The sequence below is a fragment of the Nocardia sp. CDC160 genome (assembly GCF_035818795.1).
Lineage (GTDB): Bacteria > Actinomycetota > Actinomycetes > Mycobacteriales > Mycobacteriaceae > Nocardia.
In genome coordinates, this window is sequence record NZ_JAYKYT010000004.1 from 1,287,362 (window position 1) to 1,304,501 (window position 17,140).

The following is a 17,140-nucleotide window of genomic DNA, read 5'->3' on the forward strand; positions in this document are numbered from 1 at the left end:
TTCGGATTCGATCGATTACCGGAGCCAGACGCCGGAATCCCAGTCACCGTAGTCCCAGACATTGAAATCGTAACGACTATGCGCTCCCCCGAAGAGGTAACCCCACCAGCCCGCGTCGGTGTCGCAGATCTGGTCGTCGCTATTGCACACGGACAGGACCGGGAAGCCGCCGAACCAATCATCGACGCCCGCAAGGGGATAGCCGATGATGCCGCTGCCGGGCGTCGCGGAAAGACCCGGTCCGCCCGGGCCCGCGGCCCGCTTGGGATCCGACAGCAGAATGGCATTCGCGTTATCGACATCCTGGTGTGCGGTGACCCAGGCGTGCACGATTCCCGCGCCCTCGCTGTGGCCGATGATCCGAATGTGGTCATCGGGGCAATCATTGCGGTGCTGCCAGAACAGCCGGTCGAGTTCGTTCAACCCCGACATCGGGTCGGCGGAGTTGTATCCGACGGGCTGGTTCACATACGGAGCGAAGATCGACGACGTGTTGTCGCCGAGTCCGCCGATGCCGATCGCCCAATCACCGGTGCAGTCATCGGCATTGGCCTTCGGAGCCGTCAGGTGTGTCATGGTGGAAAAGAGGAGTGCCAACAGTAATGCGGCGAAGAGCGCCGTTGCTCTACGCATGGTCGTAAACTTTCTCTACGTACTTGCCTCCGGGGCCCGCCCGGCTTGCGCAACATGTACCCAGCAATTGCTGGCGTTCTTCACTTCTGTTGAAACAGTTACAACCACCCCGTTTTTGTAGGCCGTTTCGCGATGTCAGCGGCCCGCGTCCCCGGTTCCCCACCCGCTTGCCCGGCATTGACAGCTCGACACGCGTTGCGAGGCGGGATGTGGGGTCGGCGGGAGGGTGGTGCAGATAATGCGGGAATGGAGGTTGTGGCGGCGTGGTGTGGGTTTGTGGGGGCTTGGGTTTTGGTGGCCGGGCCCATGTATCAGGGGGCGGTCGAGTTGGGAGAGTTGGGGATCAATACGGCGGAGATCAGGGAACGGATCGGAGGGATGCCGCATCCCCGGGTTTCGCCGTGGTGGTGGCTGATACCGCCCGTTGCGTTCGTGAAGACGCGGCGGAGTGAGAGTGCTTGGCAGCGGCAGGTTTTGGAGGCGTTGTCGGAACGGCAGCGGGTGGAGTTCGTGACGTACTCGAACAAGGCGGCGGGATGGTTCGTGGTGGGTGGGGGTGCGGCGCTGATCGGGGTGAAGGAGGCCGTGGAACTGGTCGAGGTGATGGAGTGGCCGGGGGTGGTCGCGGTGGGGTTGATCGTGGTGGCGGCGGCTGTCGCGTTGGCGTTCACGGTGCGGCGGGTGCATTTGACCGACAAGGTTCTGCGGATCAGCGAGAGCGGCCGGGGGTAGGTCGGGGGCTCGAACCTATGATGATTAGGTTCTGGTCGAGGTGTGGCGGGAAGGAGCGGGATGTCGCCGCGGGTCGGGTTGAGTACCGAGCGGGTGGTTCGGGCGGCGGCGGAACTCGCCGATGAGATCGGGTTCGAGAAGCTGACATTGTCGGCGCTCGCTCGGCGGGTCGGGGTGAAGGATCCGAGCCTGTACGTGCATGTGCGGAACCTGCATGATCTGCGGGTTCGGGTGGCGCTGTTGGCCAGTGGCGAGCTCAATGATCGGATCGGGGCGGCGGTGGCGGGGCGGGCCGGGAAGGATGCGCTGGTCGCGTTCGCCGATGCCTATCGCGCCTATGTGCTCGAATATCCGGAGCGGTACGCGGCCACGCAGATTCGCATGGATCCGGCCGAGGTGGCCGGTGAGCCCGTGCTGCTGCGCAGTATCGAGTTGACCGGGGCCATCCTGCGCGGCTACGGGCTGGGCGAGCGCGAGGGGTTGGATGCGGCGCGCCTGCTGCGCAGCACTTTTCACGGGTTCGCCACGCTGGAGGCCGCGGGCGGTTTCGCGCACTCGCGCGCGAGCGCGGACTCCTGGCCGCACATTGTCGACGCACTGCATCAATCACTGTCGAACTGGCCGTCCTACCCCGACTGACCGTCGTGGTTGATCGAGGAATGGTGACAGTTGGACGACGGATCGGTTCAGGCCCGGCCTGTCCGCACCGCGTCCGGCACCTCCCTGCCCCAGGCTGAGACGGGTCCTCACAGTCGTGGGCACGTGCGAAGGGAGGCACACGGTGGGTTTACGACGTCGTGAGCTACTGCTCGGGTTTGCCGGTGTGGGCGGCCTCGCCCTGGCCGGATGCGGCCGACAGGACGCGAAACCCGCCAAGCCACCCCAACCCGCGGTCATCCGATTCGATCCCGCGCCCGGCCCGATCCCTGTCGAACCACGCAGACCCGGGCTGATCACGGTCACCAACGGCACCCTGACCTCCGTCGAGTGGATCGACGAAACCGGCAGGGCGCTACCGGGCATCCAGGCACCCGACCACCGCACCTGGACGAGCTCCGAACCGCTCGGATACGGCCACACCTACACCGCGAAGGCGGTGGCGCACGGCGCGACCGGCGACATCACCGCCACCACCACCTGCACGACCGTCGATCCAGATCGCCTCGTCGACGTCTCCCTGCGCTCGTCGAACCTGAACGAGATAGCCGAAAACGACGTCTACGGCGTGGGTTTCGTCCTCGTCGCCCACTTCGACGAGCCCATCGACCGCGCCGCCGCCGAACCCTGCCTGCAGGTCGTCACCGAACCCGCCGCCACCGGTGCGTGGTACTGGCTCGACGACCAGAACGCCCACTGGCGACCCGAGCACTACCACGCCCCCGGAACCCGAATCACCGTCTCCGCCAACCTGTTCGGCATGCCCCTCGGCGACGGCGCGTACGGCCAACGCGACCAACGGATTTCGATCACCATCGGCCCCGCCCACGTCGCCATCGCCGACGACGACACCAAACAGATCGAGGTCTTCGAGAACGGAAACCTGGTGCGCACCATGCCGACCTCCATGGGCATGGGCGGCACCGCGGTCATCGGCGGCCGCACCCTGTCCTTCTGGACCCGCCCCGGCGTCTACACCGTCCTGGACCGCAAGGACCCGGTCATCATGGACTCGGCCAGCTACGGTCTGCCCACCAGTTCCCGCCTCGGCTACCGCACCAGCATCAACAAGGCCGTGCGCATCAGCCACGACGGCATCTACGTCCACGAGCTGGCCGAAAGCATGTGGGCCCAGGGCAATACCGACGTCTCCCACGGCTGCCTCAATATCTCCCCCGCCGACGCCGCGTGGTTCTACGACTACGTCATCCCCGGCGACGTCGTGGAGGTCCGCAATACCGGCGGCGACCCCCTCGACATCTGGCAGAACGGCGACTGGACCATCCCCTGGCCCGAGTGGCTGCACGGTTCCGCCCGCGGCTGACCGCAAGCCGGGCCCCGACCGAATCCCGGTCGGGGCCTTGACTTTCGGGTACGGCTCGGCCTTCGGATACGGCTCGCGCGAACTAGCGCGCGCTGCCCACCAATTCGCCCGCGGTGCCCGCGAGGATGGCACCGGCGGTCCCCGCGGGCCATTCCAGCCCGGCGTCCAGCTTGGCCAGCACATCCTCGGCGGGCGACTCCATCAGGCACCGCTCGATCTGACTGATCGCCCCGGCCGATGGGCCACCCTGCTTCGCCACATCGGCCTGCGTCCAGCCGTTCTCCTTGCGCCGCGCCTTGACCCGGTCCGCGAGCGCCTGGAGATCCGGCGCGCCCGGCGTGGCACTCGGCTTCGCCGCCGCACTCGCCTTCGCTGCCGCATTCGCATTCGCCTTCGCCGCGGCTTTCGGCTTAGCCACGGCCTCCGCCTTCACGGCCGCCTTCGCGCCCGTCGCCTGCTCCGCCGCGGCGACCTTGGCCTCGGCCGACTTCGCCTCAGCGACCTGCGGCTTCGTCTTTCCGGAAGTGATCAGTCCCTGCGTGATCAGTCGGGACCGCTTCCGCCTACCCATTTTCGCCATATACCGCTCCTCGATCCACGAGCCCAACCGTCATAAGAAACCTCGGAAAGGTTGCCACAGGTTGGCTGGAATCCCGGGCGATCCGCACACTTCGGCGCGCCTCAGGCGGGCGCGGCGGCCACGGTTGCTCGGCGGGTGCGGTATTCGCGACGCCAGCGGTAGTAGCCGAGCAGGACGAGGACGAAGAAGACGCCGTAGACCGCGCCCGAGGCGTACAGACCGGATTTCAGGGCCAACGGGACGCCGACCAGATCGACCAGCATCCACACGATCCAGAAGTCGGTGAGAGCGCGGCTCTGGGCGAAGGTGGCGATGGCGCTGCCGACGAAGACGTACGCATTGGCCCACGGCGACCACGCGATGTGCAGCCACGGCAGGTGCGCGAAGGCCTCGGCGACCGCCGCGGTCCCGATTGCCAAGACCGCCAACAGGGTCAGGCGTTCCCGGCGGGACGCCGGGCGGACCATCAGCGCCTGATGATCGCGGGTGCCACGGGTCCAGGCCAGCCAGCCGTAGCCCGCGAGGACGATGAACAGCAGCTGCTTGAGCGCGTTTCCGGGCACGTGCGCGTGAATCGACGCCACCAGCAACAGCACCGCGCCGACCAGTTGGACCGGCCAGGTCCACACCGTCTTGCGCATGGCCAGCCACACCACCGCCAGCGACAGCACGTTGCCGATGGCGTCGGTCCACAGAATGTGCTCTCCGAGCAGGTCGAATGCGGCGTTCACGCGAACCACCGTGCCATATCGCCCGCCGGAGGGGGTAAGCGCTCGATATGACTCACACGATCACGCCCACCGCCACGGTGCCGCCGGTCGAACCGCCCGAGCCGCGGCCACCGCGGCGGCCCGACGAACCCGTCCCGACCCCGCAACCACCGACACCGTTCCCGTCACCGGGACCGCCCGTCCCCGAACCGCCCGACCCGATGCCGTATCCCCAACCGCCGGAACCGATTCCGAACCCGAACCCGCAATGGTCATGAGACGCCCCCCTTCGATACTGCGCCGCACCCTGCGTACCGCCCCGTGGAGCCGCAATCCCCTGATGCGGCCGCTGGATCGACTCGAGGGCTGCCTGTGGATCCTCGCGTTGCTCGTGGCCGTGGCCGTCCTGCCGTTGGCGGCGGCCTGGGGCAACGACGCGACACACGCGGCCGCGGAGCGCATTCGCCTCGACAATGCGAGCAAGGTCCGGGTCACGGCCACCCTCACCGGCGACCCCGTCCGCCCTTCCACCGGCGACGGCGCGCCGCCGGGTCAGCCTCGCGCCCCGGTCCGATGGAATCAACTCGGCCACACCGGAACCGCCACGATCGAGGTTCCCGATACCGTGAAATCCGGTGACTCCGTCGGCATCTGGCTCAACCGCAACGGCCACCCCACCGGCGCGCCGCGTTCCCTGCGCAATGCCGACGCACAGGGTCTCGATATCGCCCTGCTCACGGTGCTCGGCACCTGGTACTCGGCGAGCATGCTGATCTGGGGCGGCCATCGCGTGCTGAAGCGCCGCCGCGAATCCGAGTGGGGACGCGAATGGCAGGGTCTCGGGCGAAGTATCGGCCATGACCATTAGACGCTTTCCAAACCCCCAACCAGCGTGTGATGGAGTGAAATCTCGTTCGGCCGCCCATCGGTGGAGGATTCTCGCGCGCACGCCGAGCCGGGATGACGGACCCCACGGCCGTGAGTACGTTGGCGATCATGCGTACCGATGACGATTCCTGGGACATCAAGACGAGTGTCGGATCCACCGCCTTGTTCGTGGCCGCCGCCCGCGCCCTGGCCGGACGCGCGCCCGACGCACCGGCGCACGACGAGTTCGCCGAACTGTTCGTCCGGGCGGCGGGCCCGGAGTGGATCGATCTGCTCGAGGGCCGCGCGCCCGAACATCCGCTGCTGACACCGGATTTCGGCGCGCAGTTCCAGCAGCATCAGATCACGCGGACGCGATACTTCGACGACTTCATGACCGCGGCCGCCGCGGCGGGCATCCGTCAGGTCGTGATCCTGGCGGCCGGGCTGGACTCCCGCGCCTACCGACTCCCCTGGCCCGACGGCACCGTGCTCTACGAACTGGACCAGCCACAGGTGCTGGCCTTCAAACGCGACACCCTCACCGCCGCCGGGCACAAGCCGACCGCCGAACGCCACGAGGTGGCGGTGGACCTGCGCGAGGACTGGCCGAAGGCCCTGCGCGAGGCCGGTTTCGATCCCGACGCGGCGACCGCCTGGCTGGTCGAAGGCCTGCTGATCTACCTGACCCCCGCCGCACAGGATCAGCTCTTCGACGCCATCGCCGCGCTCAGCGCACCCGGCAGCCGGGTCGCCATCGAGCAGATGGATCCGCTGCCCGCGGAGGCCGTGGCCGCCATGTCCGAGGGCGACGACTCCGGGTCGGAGTGGGTGTCGATGATCTACAACGAGCCGCGCACCGACTCCGTGGAGTGGTTCGCGGGACGCGGATGGACCGGCGAGCGGGTGCACCTGACCGACTACATTCGCGATCTCGGCCAGACCCCGACCGGCGCGGGCCCGCAGCAACAGTCGCTGATCAGCCTGGTCACCGTCACCCGGCCCTGACCTCGGCGCGGCGCGGGCACCGCGTCCGATTACTATCGGGACATTCGGCTCGAATCCTGCACACCGATCCAGGATGGAGAACACGAATGAACGCACAGACCCGCGCCGCCCGTCGCCGCGCCACCGCACTCCTGGTCTACCCGCGCGCACTGCAGTTGAGCCTCGGCCTCGCCCTGCGCTCCCGACGTCGACGCGGGCTGTATCGCCCCGGGCGCTAGGTCGATTCGTAACGCCGGATCACGGCCGCCAATCCGGGCCACCAGGAAAGGAATTCGTCCCGAATGGGTCCGTGGGTGCCCAGTTGACACAGCACGCCCATGGTCGTGGTGGCCGAGCGGGCGACGGCGGTCAGTTCGGGTGGCAGTGTCATCTGGCGGAAGACGTTGGACAGGCGAATGCGCAGCAGCGCGCGTGACTGCTCACGAACCCATTCCTGAGTGAGCCGAAAGTCTTCGCGCAGCAGGATCTCCAGGAACGGTCGCGCGAGCCGGATGAACTCGTCGACGTCGAAATCCTGTCCGGGACGGACGAATCCGTGTGCGCGCAGGGCCGACTCCAGCTCGGCGGGGGTGCCGTTGTAGAGCGCCTCACCGAGCTCGGCGACGGTGCGTTCCAGATGCGGCGGCGGGGCGGCGCACGCGCCGAAGTCGACGATGCCGAGACGGCCGTCCGGAAGGATCAGGAAGTTGCCGGGATGCACGTCGCTGTAGTGCAATCCGCTACGGACCCGGCTGGATTCGATGAATCGCAGGATCGCCAGCCCGGCCCGGCTGCGCTGTTCCGGGCTGCCGCTGGCGATCACCGCGCTCAGCGGCGTCCCGTCCACCCATTCGCTGATCAGCACCTCGTCGGCGTGCTCGATGACGTTGGGCACCAGGAATTCCGGATCATCGGCGAAGGTGTCGGCCATGATCTGCTGATGTTTGCCCTCGCGGTGGTAGTCGAGTTCGTCGCCGACGATGGCGCACACCATGCTCACCACGGCCCGCACATCCGCCCCGGGCATGAGCGCGCCGATAATGCCCGACATGCCGCGCAGCATGCGCAGATCCGCCTCGACGGCCGCGCGCGCACCGGGATACATCACTTTCACGGCCACCGCGCGACCGTCGTGCCACACCGCGCGATGCACCTGCCCCAGCGACGCGGCCGCCGCCGGGCGATCGTCGAATTCCCGGAACCGGGTCCGCCAGCCGGGCCCGAGATTCGCCGCCAGCACCTGATGCACGAGGGCGGGCAGCATCGGCGGCACCGAATCCTGCAATCGGCTCAGGGCGTCCCCGGCCAGTTCCGCGAAGCCCTCGCCCGCCAGGTCGAGCGGCAGCACCGCGCGATAGACCCCGGCCATCTGACCGACCTTGGCCGCGCAACCGCGCAACTCCCCGAGCACCTCGAACAAATGCTGCGCGGTGCGCAATTGAATGTCGCGCTCCACCTCCGCGGCCGGACGCCCCAGCATCCGTCGTCCCCGCCCCGCCATCCGACGCCCCATGTACGCGACCGGGATACCGGCCAGCTTGGTATCGCGCACCAGACGGCTCGTCGGCACCGGCCGCGCCGTCGCGGGGAACGGGATCACCCGTGCCACCGCTTCCCCCGAACCCGAATCGGTCATGTCCACACCACCCACCGTTTCTGCGGTCTGCAGTCTGGCACATGCCGATCGGTCAGCGGCCGTGGCCTCCGGGGTGATCGTCGGAGTCGCCGACGCCATCGTGGTCGTCGGGGAACTGCGTGCAGTTCGGGTTGTTGACGTCCGGGTACGGGCAGAGCGAGGTATCGGTTCCCGGATCGGGTGTCGTCGGGTCGGCGACCGCGGCACCGGCCGTGCAGATCCCGGCGAGAACGTAGACCGCGGTCAGCGCGGCCACCAGCGGTTTCTTGGTTCTCATGGACGTGCCTCCTCGAGTCGTTGACACGAAACGAAAGCGCATCCAGACAGCGTACCGATCGGTCTTATTTGCCCGGGTCAGAGCCGGATCGGCTCACCGAAACGGCGGGACAGCAGGCGGTAACCCGCAGGGGTGAGGGTGCGGGCCGCGGCGGCCACGCGAAGCCAGCGCGGCACCCAGCTTTCCGCACGACCACGCTCGATCACGCGGACTATCGCGTCGGCGATGGTCTCGGGCGCGACCGGGCGGGGCAGGGAGCGGCCGTAGGGGCGGCCGCGGGCTGTGAAGAAGCCGGTGCGGACCGCGGCGGGGACCACCACGCCGATATCGACGCCGGATCCGGCGGCCTCGAGGCGCAGGCTTTCGGCGAACAGATCGAGTCCGGCCTTGGCGGCCGCGTACACCGCCTCCCCCGCGACGCCGAGGCAGCCCGCGATCGAGCTGACGAAACACACACTGCCGCTGCCCCGTTCGACCATCGCGGGCAGGAGCAGGCGGGTCAGTTCCAGGTGCCCGACGAGATTGACGTCCAGGACGCGATGCAGATGATCCGGCGGCATCGCGGTGAACGGGCCCGACCAGCCCAGTCCGGCATTGGCGACCAGGATGTCGACCCGACCGTAGGCCGCCAGCGCCGCGGAGACCAGGGCCGCGCGCTGTTCCGGTTTCGCGAAATCCGCCACCAGGCCCAGCGCGCCCAGCCGGTCGGCGGTCTCCTCGACCTCCGCGGCGAGGTGTCCGTGCACCAGGACGCGGGCCCCGCGCGCCACGAGCCGTTCGGCGGTGGCCGCGCCGATTCCGGTCGATCCGCCGGTGACCAGTGCCACCGCCCCTTCGATTCGCACCCTCCGATCATGGTACGAGCGCACCGATTTCGGAGGACAATGCGCAGGCATGGACTTCGACCTGTCCGAATTGCTGGCGGCGCGGCGCGGGGAGTCGTTCGCGCTGCACGAGCGGTATCTGAATCCGCAGCAGCCGAAGGTGTTGCGCGCCATTGGATTCGACAAGACGTATACGCGGGCCGAGGGCGCGTACCTGTTCGACGAGGACGGCCGGGACTATCTCGACTTCCTGTCCGGATTCGGGGTTTTCGCGGCCGGACGCAATCACCCCGTCGTGCGGAAGGCACTGCACGACGCCCTGGACGCGGGATTGGCCGAATGGGTGCAGTTCGACTGCCCGCCGCTGCCCGGGTTGCTCGCCGAGCGTCTCCTCGCCCGCACGCCCGGGCTGGACCGGGTGTTCTTCTGCAACAGCGGCGCCGAGGCGGTGGAGGCCGCGCTCAAGTTCGCCCGGCACGCGACCGGCCGCAGTCGCATTCTCTTTTGCGACACGGGTTTTCACGGACTGAGCCTGGGCGCGCTGTCGGCCAACGGCAGCGCCGAGTTCCGGGACGGCTTCGGCTCCTTGCTGCCGGGCACTCGAATCCGGTTCGGCGACCTCGACGCGCTGGCCTCCGAATTACGCGCGGGCGATGTCGCCGCGCTCATTGTCGAACCCATTCAGGGACACGGCATGGCCATACCGCCCGCCGGATACCTCACCGCCGCGGCCGAACTGCTGCACGCCCACGGTGCGCTGCTGATTTGCGACGAGGTCCAGACGGGGCTGGGGCGCACCGGCACCTTCCTCGCCTATCAGACCGAGCCCGTGCGACCCGATATCGTCACCCTCGCCAAAGCCCTGTCGGGAGGCTATGTTCCGGTCGGGGCGATGCTGGCCACCGAGCGGGTCTTCGGATCGGTGTACTCCTCGATGGATCGAGTCATGGTGCACAGCAGCACCTTCAAGGGCGGCACCCTGGCGATGGCGGCGGGGCTGGCGATGCTCTCGGTGCTGGACGCGGAGGACCTAGCGGGCAATGCCGCCCGGGTGGGCGCGCAATTGCGCACGGCCCTCACCGATTTGAGCACGCGATACGACGTTCTCGGCGAGGTGCGCGGCCGGGGACTCATGATCGGCCTCGAATTCACCCGCCCCGTCGCGCGCCGTGATCGAGCGGTCTGGTCGATGCTGCGAAAGGCTCGCGTGGGACTGTTCGCGCAGATGATCGTCGCGGGCCTGTTCCACCGCCATCGCATTCTCACCCAGGTCTCCGGCGATCACATGGAGGTCATCAAACTGCTGCCGCCATTGATCATTGGCGAGCACGAGGTGGCGCGGTTCGTGACGGCGCTGGCCGATGTGCTCGACGACGCCACCACACCCGGCGGCCTGCCGTGGGAATTCGGCCGGACCTTGATCGCGCGAGCGGTGCAGCGCTGAAGGTTCGCCGAGTACCCGTAAGAGGTCGGCGAACTCGGTCCGCGACGTACGCCGATCGGTCTATCCTGAGCGACGCTCCCTCTCGTCTGCTCGGCCGGTCGATGTGCGAGGTGATGGTCGAAATGTCCACTGTGGTGACCCTTGACCAACTTCGGCGAGATCTCCGGGAATTCGCTCGGCTCGCCGAGGTCGACTACGACCCGACCGTCGTCGATCCGATCCTCGAGGCGCTCGAGCCGCAGTGGACCACGTCCCTGATCGGGGTGCGCACCACCACCCATCCGGTCGCGCGCCGCGAACTCAATGTGCGCTTCATGAGCTCCGGTGACAATCCGGTGCCGCCGCTGCTCCACGCCGGGCTGCTCGAGTTCACCGGACATCCCATGGAGAGCTTGCTGATCGACATCCCGGCCGCGGTACCGGTGCTCTACGGCGTCGACGCCGGGGTGAACCGCGGTCTCGAGAAGATCTGGATGCTGCCCGCGCGACCATTCGGCGTGGACGAGATCCTGGATCTGCCGGGCATCCCGAAATCGGTGCACGCCCACGCCGGGCATCTGCGGGCGTACGGCGGCGAAATCGCCATCGTCGCACTGGATTTCCGCAATGGCACCGTGAATCTGTACTCGCAGGTGCTGCCGCCGGGCCGACTCACCACCGCCGACATCACCACCATCCTGTCCGATCTCGGCTTCGTCGCCGCGACCGCCCGGGAACTGGAGTTGCTCTCCCAGACCTTCAACCTGTACCGCACCTTCTCCTGGACCGATCCGCACATGCGCCGCATCTGCTTCCCGGTGCGCTATCAGGCCGCCACCTTCCCGCGCGGCCTCGATCCGGTCCTGGACCGTTTCGTGGCCGGGGCACCGTACGCGGGCACCGGCGACCGCGGCTTCACCTTCTATGCCGCCTACGGCCCCGACGACCGCTACTACAAGATCCAGACCGACTACACGGCCGTCGCCACCGTCCGGCTGCCCGACGGCATGCTGCCACGCATGAACTAGCCCCGCGGTTTTCGCGCCGCCGGGCGGGTAAAACCAACATCATGACGGCGAGATCGGGGTTTCGGCGGGTTGGGCGGTTCGATCGGGCGATCACCGCGGCGATCGCGGAGATTCCGCCCTCCCGGGCGGATGTGATGCTGCTCCGAGTGACGCGCAGCGCGGATTTCGGCCTGTTGTGGCTGGTGTCGGCGGGGGTGCTCGCCACGCGCAAGGGGTCGCCGCGGCGGGCCGCGGTGCGTGGGGTCGCGGCGCTGACGGGTGCGAGCGTGCTCGTCAATTCGGTGCTCAAGCCGATCATCGGACGCCGTCGACCGGCGGCCGAGTTGCTGCCCGTCCGCCGCAGGCTGACACCGCGGCCGCGGTCGTCGTCGTTTCCCTCCGGGCACAGTGCGGCCGCGGCCGCCTTCGCCACCGCGGTCGCGCTCGAGAATCCGCGGGCCGCACGGGTTCTCGCGCCCTTGGCCGCCGTGGTCGCCTACTCGCGAATCCACACCGGCGTGCACTGGGGCAGCGATGTGGTCGCGGGCGCGGCCGTGGGATCGGGATTCGCACTGGCGACCCGGCATTGGTGGCCAGCCCGGCCCAAGGGGGCGGCGCACGCCCGCGCCGTGCGCGACGCGCCCTGCTCGGTCGAGGGCAAAGGCATGGTGGTGCTGGTGAATCCGGCGGCCGGGAATCCGGCCGTCGATGTCACCGCCGAGATCGCCGAGGCGCTTCCGGCCGCGCTCCTCGTGCACACCGAACCCGACGGCGATCCGGCCGACCGCCTCGACGAGACGATTCGCCAACTGTCCGAACCGATTACGGCCCTGGGTGTCGCGGGCGGCGACGGCACCGTGGCGGCCGCGGCCACCTTCGCCCTGCGCCACGGCCTGCCCCTGGCCGTGATTCCGACCGGCACCCTCAACCACTTCGCCCGCGATCTGGGCGTGCTGGGCCTCGACGACACCGTCGAGGCCCTGCGCTCCGGATCCGCCGTCGCCGTCGATATCGCGCACGTCGACTTCGATGACGACAAGGGTGCCCGCAGCGAGCAATTCATCAATACCGCCGGTCTGGGCATCTACCCGGATGTGGTGCGGCTGCGCCGGAAGTGGGAGTCGCGGTGTGGCAAGTGGCCCGCCTTCGCGGCCGCCCTCGTGGTGGCCACCCGCCGCGCCCGGCCCTTCGAGGTGCACATGGACGGGCGACGACTGTGGTTGTGGTCGTTGTTCATCGGCAATGGCGGCTACCATCCGCACGGCGCGGTACCGGCCTTCCGCGACGACCTCACCTCCGGGCTGTTCGACATTCGCTGGCTGCGCGCGGATCTGCCCTGGTCGCGCACCCGGACCGCGCTGGCGGTCCTGCTGGCCACCCTGGACCGCACGCCCGCCTACGGCGAACGCCTGGCGTCGGAGTTGCGGCTGCGCCTCTCGCCCCGCCAGAACCTGACCGCCGATGGTGAAATGATCGGCACCACAACCACTCTCCACTTCCGGCTCGCGGGGCGACTCACCGTCTATCGGGCGACCTGACCGCCTGCCGTCGGCCGTCGAAAGGTGAGGGCGACGGCCAGCGCCAGGGCCGCGACGGCCGCGGCGGAGGCGAACGCGGTCGTCATGCCGGAGACCATGGCGTGCACGGGAGACCCGCCCGCGCTCCGCGCCGCGGTGCCGAAGATGGTGACCATGATGGCCAGACCGAGGGAGGCACCGGTCTGCTGCAGGGTCTGCAGCGCACCACCGGCGGCCCCGGCCTCGTGCGGCTCGACGGTGGACATGATGACCACGTTCAGGGGCGAGACCGAAAGCCCGATGCCGCAACCGATCAGGATCATCGCCAGGAACAGCAGCGGGAAATAGGCGGTGGTCTCGCTGAGTCGAGTCAGCAGGACCAGACCCGCGATCAGGCTGGCCGCACCGGCCACGGTGAGCGGTCGCGGGCCGAAGCGCGGGAGCAGTCGCGGGATCAGGCGAATGGTGGTGAACATCAGCAGCGCGGTGGGCAGGAACGCGAAACCGGTTGCCAGGGCGCTCAATCCGAGGATCTCCTGCAGGAACTGGGTGAGGAAGAAGAACATCGACATGCCCGCCATGGGAACCAGGAAGATATTAGCGTAGGCGGCGGCCCGATTGCGGTCGACGAACAGGTGCAGCGGCAGCAGCGGTTGCGCCGTGCGGGATTCGATGGCCAGGAACGCCGCGATCAGGACCGCGCCCACGGCCAGGCTGATATCGGTGCTCGCGGCCGACCAGCCGTGCGAGGCGGCGCTGATGAAACCGTAGACCAGGGCGGCCACCCCGCCGGTCGCGGTGATCGCCCCGGGCAGGTCGAGGTGAGCCGACTCCCGTTCCGCGACAGGCAGATACAGCAGCGAGCAGATCACGACCGCCAGGCCGAACGGCACATTGATGAACAGCACCGAGCGCCAGCTCAGCCACTCGGTGAGCAGGCCGCCGACGATCAGGCCGATGGCGAAACCCGCGCTCGAGACGCCGGAGAACCAGGCCAGCACCCGAATTCGAGCCTTCGGATCCTGGAACGTGGTGGTCAGCAGCGCGAGGGTATTGGGCCCGGCCATGGCACCGCCCACGCCCTGCAGGACCCGCGCGACGAGCAGCCAGCCCGCGCTGGGCGCGAGCCCGCCCGCCAGCGAGGCGAGAGTGAACAGGCCCGTCCCGGCGATGAACAGGGCGCGCCGCCCGAACAGGTCACCGGCTCGCCCGCCCAGCAGCAGCAAGCCGCCGAAGACCAGGCTGTAGGAGTTCATGACCCACGACAGCCCGGTGGCGCTGAAGTGCAGGTCGGTCTGGATGCGCGGGAGCGCGACATTCATGACGGTGATGTCGAGGACGATCATCAATTGGCAGGTCAGCAGCGTGAGCAGGACGATGCCCGACCGGCGCCGCGGGGGTGCGGAGACACTCGCGACGGCGGTGTCCGCGGAAAGCATGGATGACAAGGAATTCTCCATCGAAGGGGAGTTAAACGGAGGAAGCCTCCGGTTCCGATGGAGTTATCATATGGAGGGTTCCTCCATTTACGCAAGACTATCCGGAGGGTCCATCCGTTTTCTAGTGGAGGGTTCGTGGAAGCACCGTCGACCGGGAAACCGATGCCGCCCGGGAAACCGATGCGCGCCGACGCGCGGCGGAACTACGAGCGGATCGTGGCCACCGCCCAGCAGGCCTTCGCCGAACTCGGCCCGGAGGTGGCGCTCGAGGAGATCGCGCGCCGGGCGGGCGTCGGCATCGGCACGCTGTACCGGCATTTCCCGAGCCGCGACGCGCTCATCGAGGCCGTCTACCGCACCAATATCGAACAGTTGAGTCAGCGGGCGCGCGAGCTGCTCGAAACCCACTCGGGCGCCGAGGCTTTCGAATACTGGCTGCGGGAACAGGTGGCCTGGGTGATGGCCAACAGCGTCCTGGCCACCACCCTGAAGGCGGGCATGGACCACAACACCCCGGTCTTCCAGCTCTGCCGCACCTCCATCATGGACGCGGCGACCATCCTGATCGACGCGGCCCGGGAGGCGGGTGCCATCCGCCCCGATGTCGAGCCCCGCGACCTCCTGCGCTTCGGCCACGGCATCGGCGTCGCCTGCGAGGCCACGCCCGAGGCCGCCGAACGCATGCTCGCCATCACCATCGACGGCCTCCGCACCGAAAAACGGTGAGGGGCAGACGCGTACGGGTGACCGGGGTCAGCGGGTGCGGTAGCGGTGGCCGCCGTCGGCCTTCGCGGCGTACATGGCGCCGTCCGCGTCGTGAATGAGGGTGGCGGCATCGCGGGTGCCCGCGCCGGTGGTGGCGATGCCGATGCTGGCACGGATGTCGACCGGGCCCGTCGACAGCTCGAACGGGCGGGCTATCTCGGCGAGGATGCGTTCGGCAATGCGTTCGGCCGCTTCCTCACCGGCGGTGGTCGCGATGACGAATTCGTCGCCGCCGTAACGGCATACGCAGTCCGCCGGATCGGTGACGGCGCGCAGCCGCTCGGCCACGGCCACGAGCAGTTCGTCGCCGACCCGATGGCCGTGCCGGTCGTTGATCTGCTTGAAGCCGTCCATGTCGACCACCAGGAGCGCCAATGGTTCTGCGGCGGACAGTGGTTCGAGGATTCGTTCCTCGAGGACGGCGCGGTTGGGCAGGCCGGTGAGGCGGTCGTGGGTGGCGGCGTGGTGGAGGCGGTCCTGGAGTTCGGTGATGCGGTGTTCACGGGCGGCGACGGCGGCGCGCAGGATGGTTTCGTGTTCGCCGAGGGCACGTTCGGCCAGGGACTCGGCGTATCCGGCGACCGCGGTGCCCGCGTGCAGGGCCCAGGTCACGTCGGCGGGGGCGGGCGGGGCGGCGAGCATGAGGGCGCTCGCCAGGGGGCCGACGAAGCGGGAGCTGGTCGGCAGGCCGGGTAGGTCGGTGGCCAGTTGGGCGCCGAGTACCCTTGCGGCACTGCCGTTCTCGGGGTCGTCGGTGCTGATCCGGTCGAGTTCACGCAGGAATTCGGCGGCGATCTCGGCGGCCGCCACGGTGCCGGTGCCCGTATATCCGCATGCCGCGAGCAGTTTCAGGTATTCCTCGGCGGCCCGCCGCAGGGTGTGTTCGCGGTCGCAGCGGTCCGATCGGGTCGTACCCATTCGCCGCACGCTCATCGCAGCCTCCCCACACCGGCGAATCCGGGGGTGCGTAGCGCCGACTTCTCGGTCGAAGGGTCCGGCCGCCACGCCGTCGGCGCGACCAATCCCGGTGGCACCGACTCGAATCCGTCGAAGAAGCGCTGGATCTCGTCGCGGGTGCGCATGGTGAACGGGGTGGGCGTGCGCTGATACAGGTCCGCCGCGGCGTGGTGGGCGTCGGTTTCGGCGCTGGCGTGCACGATCACCAGGTAGCTGCCGCGGGCCAGTCGCTTGCGGATGCGCTCCAGGATCGCGATCGGATCATCGGAGTCGGGGATGAAATGCAGCACGGCGATGAGCAGGACCGCGACGGGCTGGTTGAAATCAATCAGCCGACCGGCACCCTCGGCGGACAGCAACTCCTCGGGTTCGCGCAGGTCACCCTCCACGACGAGGGTGTCCGGATCACCCTCGAGCAGCGCGCGACTGTGGGTGACGGCGACCGGATCATTGTCCACGTACACCACCCGCGCCCCGGGCCGCGTCGCCCGCGCGGTCTCGTGCACCGGGCCCACGGTCGGAATCCCGGACCCGATATCGATGAACTGGGTGATCCCCTGCTCGGCGAGGAAGCGCACCACCCGCCCCAGAAACGCCCGATTCTCCCGCGCGATGACCGGCGCATCGGGCATCCGCGCCATCGCCTCCCGCGCGAACGCGCGATCCACCTGGAAGTTGTGCGATCCGCCCAGGTAGTAGTCCCACACCCGCGCCGCGCTGGGCCGGTCCAGATCAACCGTCAACGGCGCCCATTCCGGCCGCCCATCGGCTTTCTCGGGCTCCATCGGCACGCATCCTCCCCACC

19 protein-coding genes are annotated in these 17,140 nt (G+C 68.7%); 10 read left to right on the forward strand and 9 right to left on the reverse strand.

The genetic code is table 11. From position 1 onward, the window contains the following. Nucleotides 1-15: 15 nt before the first annotated feature. The gene (locus tag VMT40_RS27370) at nt 16-576 is read right to left on the reverse strand and encodes a cutinase family protein (RefSeq protein ID WP_326361644.1); all 561 of its coding nucleotides are present in this window, start codon (nt 574-576) and stop codon (nt 16-18) included. 303 nt (nt 577-879) lie between these two features. On the opposite strand from VMT40_RS27370, the gene VMT40_RS27375 reads away from it, so the two are divergent. The 3 genes from VMT40_RS27375 (at nt 880) to VMT40_RS27385 (ending at nt 3,346) form a co-directional block, all read left to right on the forward strand. After that, nucleotides 880-1,365 (forward strand): hypothetical protein, encoded by a 486-nt coding sequence (locus tag VMT40_RS27375; protein ID WP_326361645.1) that lies wholly within the window; start codon nt 880-882, stop codon nt 1,363-1,365. Nucleotides 1,366-1,425: 60 nt separating this feature from the next. Then, a complete protein-coding gene (locus tag VMT40_RS27380) occupies nt 1,426-2,004 on the forward strand; it encodes a TetR/AcrR family transcriptional regulator (RefSeq protein ID WP_326361646.1) in 579 nt (192 codons plus the stop codon). A 142-nt stretch (nt 2,005-2,146) separates the two neighbouring features. After that, nucleotides 2,147-3,346, forward strand: a complete 1,200-nt coding sequence (locus tag VMT40_RS27385) for a L,D-transpeptidase (RefSeq protein ID WP_326361647.1) — start codon at nt 2,147-2,149, stop codon at nt 3,344-3,346. A gap of 82 nt (nt 3,347-3,428) precedes the next feature. On the opposite strand, the gene VMT40_RS27390 is transcribed toward VMT40_RS27385, so the two are convergent. Both VMT40_RS27390 and pnuC read right to left on the reverse strand, forming a co-directional pair. Beyond that, on the reverse strand, nt 3,429-3,926 hold the full coding sequence (locus tag VMT40_RS27390) for a helix-turn-helix domain-containing protein (RefSeq protein WP_326361648.1): 498 nt from the start codon (nt 3,924-3,926) through the stop codon (nt 3,429-3,431). A 101-nt stretch (nt 3,927-4,027) separates the two neighbouring features. Further along, nucleotides 4,028-4,657 (reverse strand): nicotinamide riboside transporter PnuC, encoded by a 630-nt coding sequence (gene pnuC / locus VMT40_RS27395; RefSeq protein ID WP_326361649.1) that lies wholly within the window; start codon nt 4,655-4,657, stop codon nt 4,028-4,030. Nucleotides 4,658-4,910: 253 nt separating this feature from the next. On the opposite strand from pnuC, the gene VMT40_RS27400 reads away from it, so the two are divergent. From VMT40_RS27400 to VMT40_RS27410, 3 genes are all read left to right on the forward strand, one after another. After that, nucleotides 4,911-5,504, forward strand: a complete 594-nt coding sequence (locus VMT40_RS27400) for an Rv1733c family protein (protein WP_326361650.1) — start codon at nt 4,911-4,913, stop codon at nt 5,502-5,504. 128 nt (nt 5,505-5,632) lie between these two features. Further along, nucleotides 5,633-6,511 carry an SAM-dependent methyltransferase gene (locus tag VMT40_RS27405; protein ID WP_326361651.1) on the forward strand — a complete coding sequence of 293 codons (879 nt, stop codon included), beginning with the start codon at nt 5,633-5,635 and terminating at the stop codon, nt 6,509-6,511. Nucleotides 6,512-6,597: 86 nt separating this feature from the next. Beyond that, the gene (locus VMT40_RS27410) at nt 6,598-6,729 is read left to right on the forward strand and encodes a hypothetical protein (protein ID WP_326361652.1); all 132 of its coding nucleotides are present in this window, start codon (nt 6,598-6,600) and stop codon (nt 6,727-6,729) included. Here the strand turns inward: VMT40_RS27410 and VMT40_RS27415 are convergent. From VMT40_RS27415 to VMT40_RS27425, 3 genes are all read right to left on the reverse strand, one after another. Next, nucleotides 6,726-8,126, reverse strand: a complete 1,401-nt coding sequence (locus VMT40_RS27415; protein WP_326361653.1) for an ABC1 kinase family protein — start codon at nt 8,124-8,126, stop codon at nt 6,726-6,728. The two genes, VMT40_RS27410 and VMT40_RS27415, sit on opposite strands and share 4 nt — an antisense overlap. A 52-nt stretch (nt 8,127-8,178) precedes the next feature. Then, nucleotides 8,179-8,403 (reverse strand): hypothetical protein, encoded by a 225-nt coding sequence (locus VMT40_RS27420; RefSeq protein ID WP_326361654.1) that lies wholly within the window; start codon nt 8,401-8,403, stop codon nt 8,179-8,181. A gap of 77 nt (nt 8,404-8,480) precedes the next feature. Next, nucleotides 8,481-9,248, reverse strand: coding sequence for an SDR family NAD(P)-dependent oxidoreductase (locus VMT40_RS27425; RefSeq protein ID WP_326361655.1), 768 nt, complete (start codon nt 9,246-9,248; stop codon nt 8,481-8,483). Between the two features lie 49 nt (nt 9,249-9,297). Between VMT40_RS27425 and VMT40_RS27430 the strand changes: the two genes are divergently transcribed. The 3 genes from VMT40_RS27430 (at nt 9,298) to VMT40_RS27440 (ending at nt 13,195) form a co-directional block, all read left to right on the forward strand. Then, nucleotides 9,298-10,671 carry an aspartate aminotransferase family protein gene (locus tag VMT40_RS27430; RefSeq protein WP_326361656.1) on the forward strand — a complete coding sequence of 458 codons (1,374 nt, stop codon included), beginning with the start codon at nt 9,298-9,300 and terminating at the stop codon, nt 10,669-10,671. Nucleotides 10,672-10,793: 122 nt separating this feature from the next. Next, complete coding sequence (locus VMT40_RS27435; RefSeq protein WP_326361657.1) at nt 10,794-11,678, forward strand: aromatic prenyltransferase; 885 nt, start codon at nt 10,794-10,796, stop codon at nt 11,676-11,678. A gap of 41 nt (nt 11,679-11,719) precedes the next feature. Beyond that, entirely contained in the window at nt 11,720-13,195 is a 1,476-nt protein-coding gene (locus VMT40_RS27440) for a bifunctional phosphatase PAP2/diacylglycerol kinase family protein (RefSeq protein WP_326361658.1), read from the forward strand. On the opposite strand, the gene VMT40_RS27445 is transcribed toward VMT40_RS27440, so the two are convergent. After that, nucleotides 13,180-14,613: an MFS transporter gene (locus VMT40_RS27445; protein WP_326361774.1), complete on the reverse strand. Its 1,434-nt coding sequence runs from the start codon at nt 14,611-14,613 to the stop codon at nt 13,180-13,182. The two genes, VMT40_RS27440 and VMT40_RS27445, sit on opposite strands and share 16 nt — an antisense overlap. A 135-nt stretch (nt 14,614-14,748) precedes the next feature. Between VMT40_RS27445 and VMT40_RS27450 the strand changes: the two genes are divergently transcribed. Continuing rightward, nucleotides 14,749-15,339, forward strand: a complete 591-nt coding sequence (locus VMT40_RS27450; RefSeq protein WP_326361659.1) for a TetR/AcrR family transcriptional regulator — start codon at nt 14,749-14,751, stop codon at nt 15,337-15,339. Between the two features lie 27 nt (nt 15,340-15,366). Here VMT40_RS27450 and VMT40_RS27455 read toward each other — a convergent pair whose 3' ends face one another. Together VMT40_RS27455 and VMT40_RS27460 are read right to left on the reverse strand one after the other, a co-directional pair. Next, on the reverse strand, nt 15,367-16,311 hold the full coding sequence (locus VMT40_RS27455) for a GGDEF domain-containing protein (RefSeq protein WP_326361660.1): 945 nt from the start codon (nt 16,309-16,311) through the stop codon (nt 15,367-15,369). After that, nucleotides 16,308-17,120, reverse strand: coding sequence for an SAM-dependent methyltransferase (locus VMT40_RS27460; RefSeq protein ID WP_326361661.1), 813 nt, complete (start codon nt 17,118-17,120; stop codon nt 16,308-16,310). Before VMT40_RS27460 ends, VMT40_RS27455 begins: the two co-directional genes overlap by 4 nt. Nucleotides 17,121-17,140: the final 20 nt, after the last annotated feature.

Coding starts and splice junctions, on each gene's coding strand:
- VMT40_RS27370 (WP_326361644.1), bottom strand. CDS start 576: ATGACACACCTGACGGCTCCGAAGGCCAATGCCGATGACTGCACCGGT.
- VMT40_RS27375 (WP_326361645.1), top strand. CDS start 880: ATGGAGGTTGTGGCGGCGTGGTGTGGGTTTGTGGGGGCTTGGGTTTTG.
- VMT40_RS27380 (WP_326361646.1), top strand. CDS start 1,426: ATGTCGCCGCGGGTCGGGTTGAGTACCGAGCGGGTGGTTCGGGCGGCG.
- VMT40_RS27390 (WP_326361648.1), bottom strand. CDS start 3,926: ATGGCGAAAATGGGTAGGCGGAAGCGGTCCCGACTGATCACGCAGGGA.
- VMT40_RS27400 (WP_326361650.1), top strand. CDS start 4,911: ATGAGACGCCCCCCTTCGATACTGCGCCGCACCCTGCGTACCGCCCCG.
- VMT40_RS27405 (WP_326361651.1), top strand. CDS start 5,633: ATGCGTACCGATGACGATTCCTGGGACATCAAGACGAGTGTCGGATCC.
- VMT40_RS27410 (WP_326361652.1), top strand. CDS start 6,598: ATGAACGCACAGACCCGCGCCGCCCGTCGCCGCGCCACCGCACTCCTG.
- VMT40_RS27415 (WP_326361653.1), bottom strand. CDS start 8,126: ATGACCGATTCGGGTTCGGGGGAAGCGGTGGCACGGGTGATCCCGTTC.
- VMT40_RS27420 (WP_326361654.1), bottom strand. CDS start 8,403: ATGAGAACCAAGAAACCGCTGGTGGCCGCGCTGACCGCGGTCTACGTT.
- VMT40_RS27430 (WP_326361656.1), top strand. CDS start 9,298: ATGGACTTCGACCTGTCCGAATTGCTGGCGGCGCGGCGCGGGGAGTCG.
- VMT40_RS27435 (WP_326361657.1), top strand. CDS start 10,794: ATGTCCACTGTGGTGACCCTTGACCAACTTCGGCGAGATCTCCGGGAA.
- VMT40_RS27440 (WP_326361658.1), top strand. CDS start 11,720: ATGACGGCGAGATCGGGGTTTCGGCGGGTTGGGCGGTTCGATCGGGCG.
- VMT40_RS27445 (WP_326361774.1), bottom strand. CDS start 14,613: ATGCTTTCCGCGGACACCGCCGTCGCGAGTGTCTCCGCACCCCCGCGG.
- VMT40_RS27455 (WP_326361660.1), bottom strand. CDS start 16,311: ATGAGCGTGCGGCGAATGGGTACGACCCGATCGGACCGCTGCGACCGC.
- VMT40_RS27460 (WP_326361661.1), bottom strand. CDS start 17,120: ATGGAGCCCGAGAAAGCCGATGGGCGGCCGGAATGGGCGCCGTTGACG.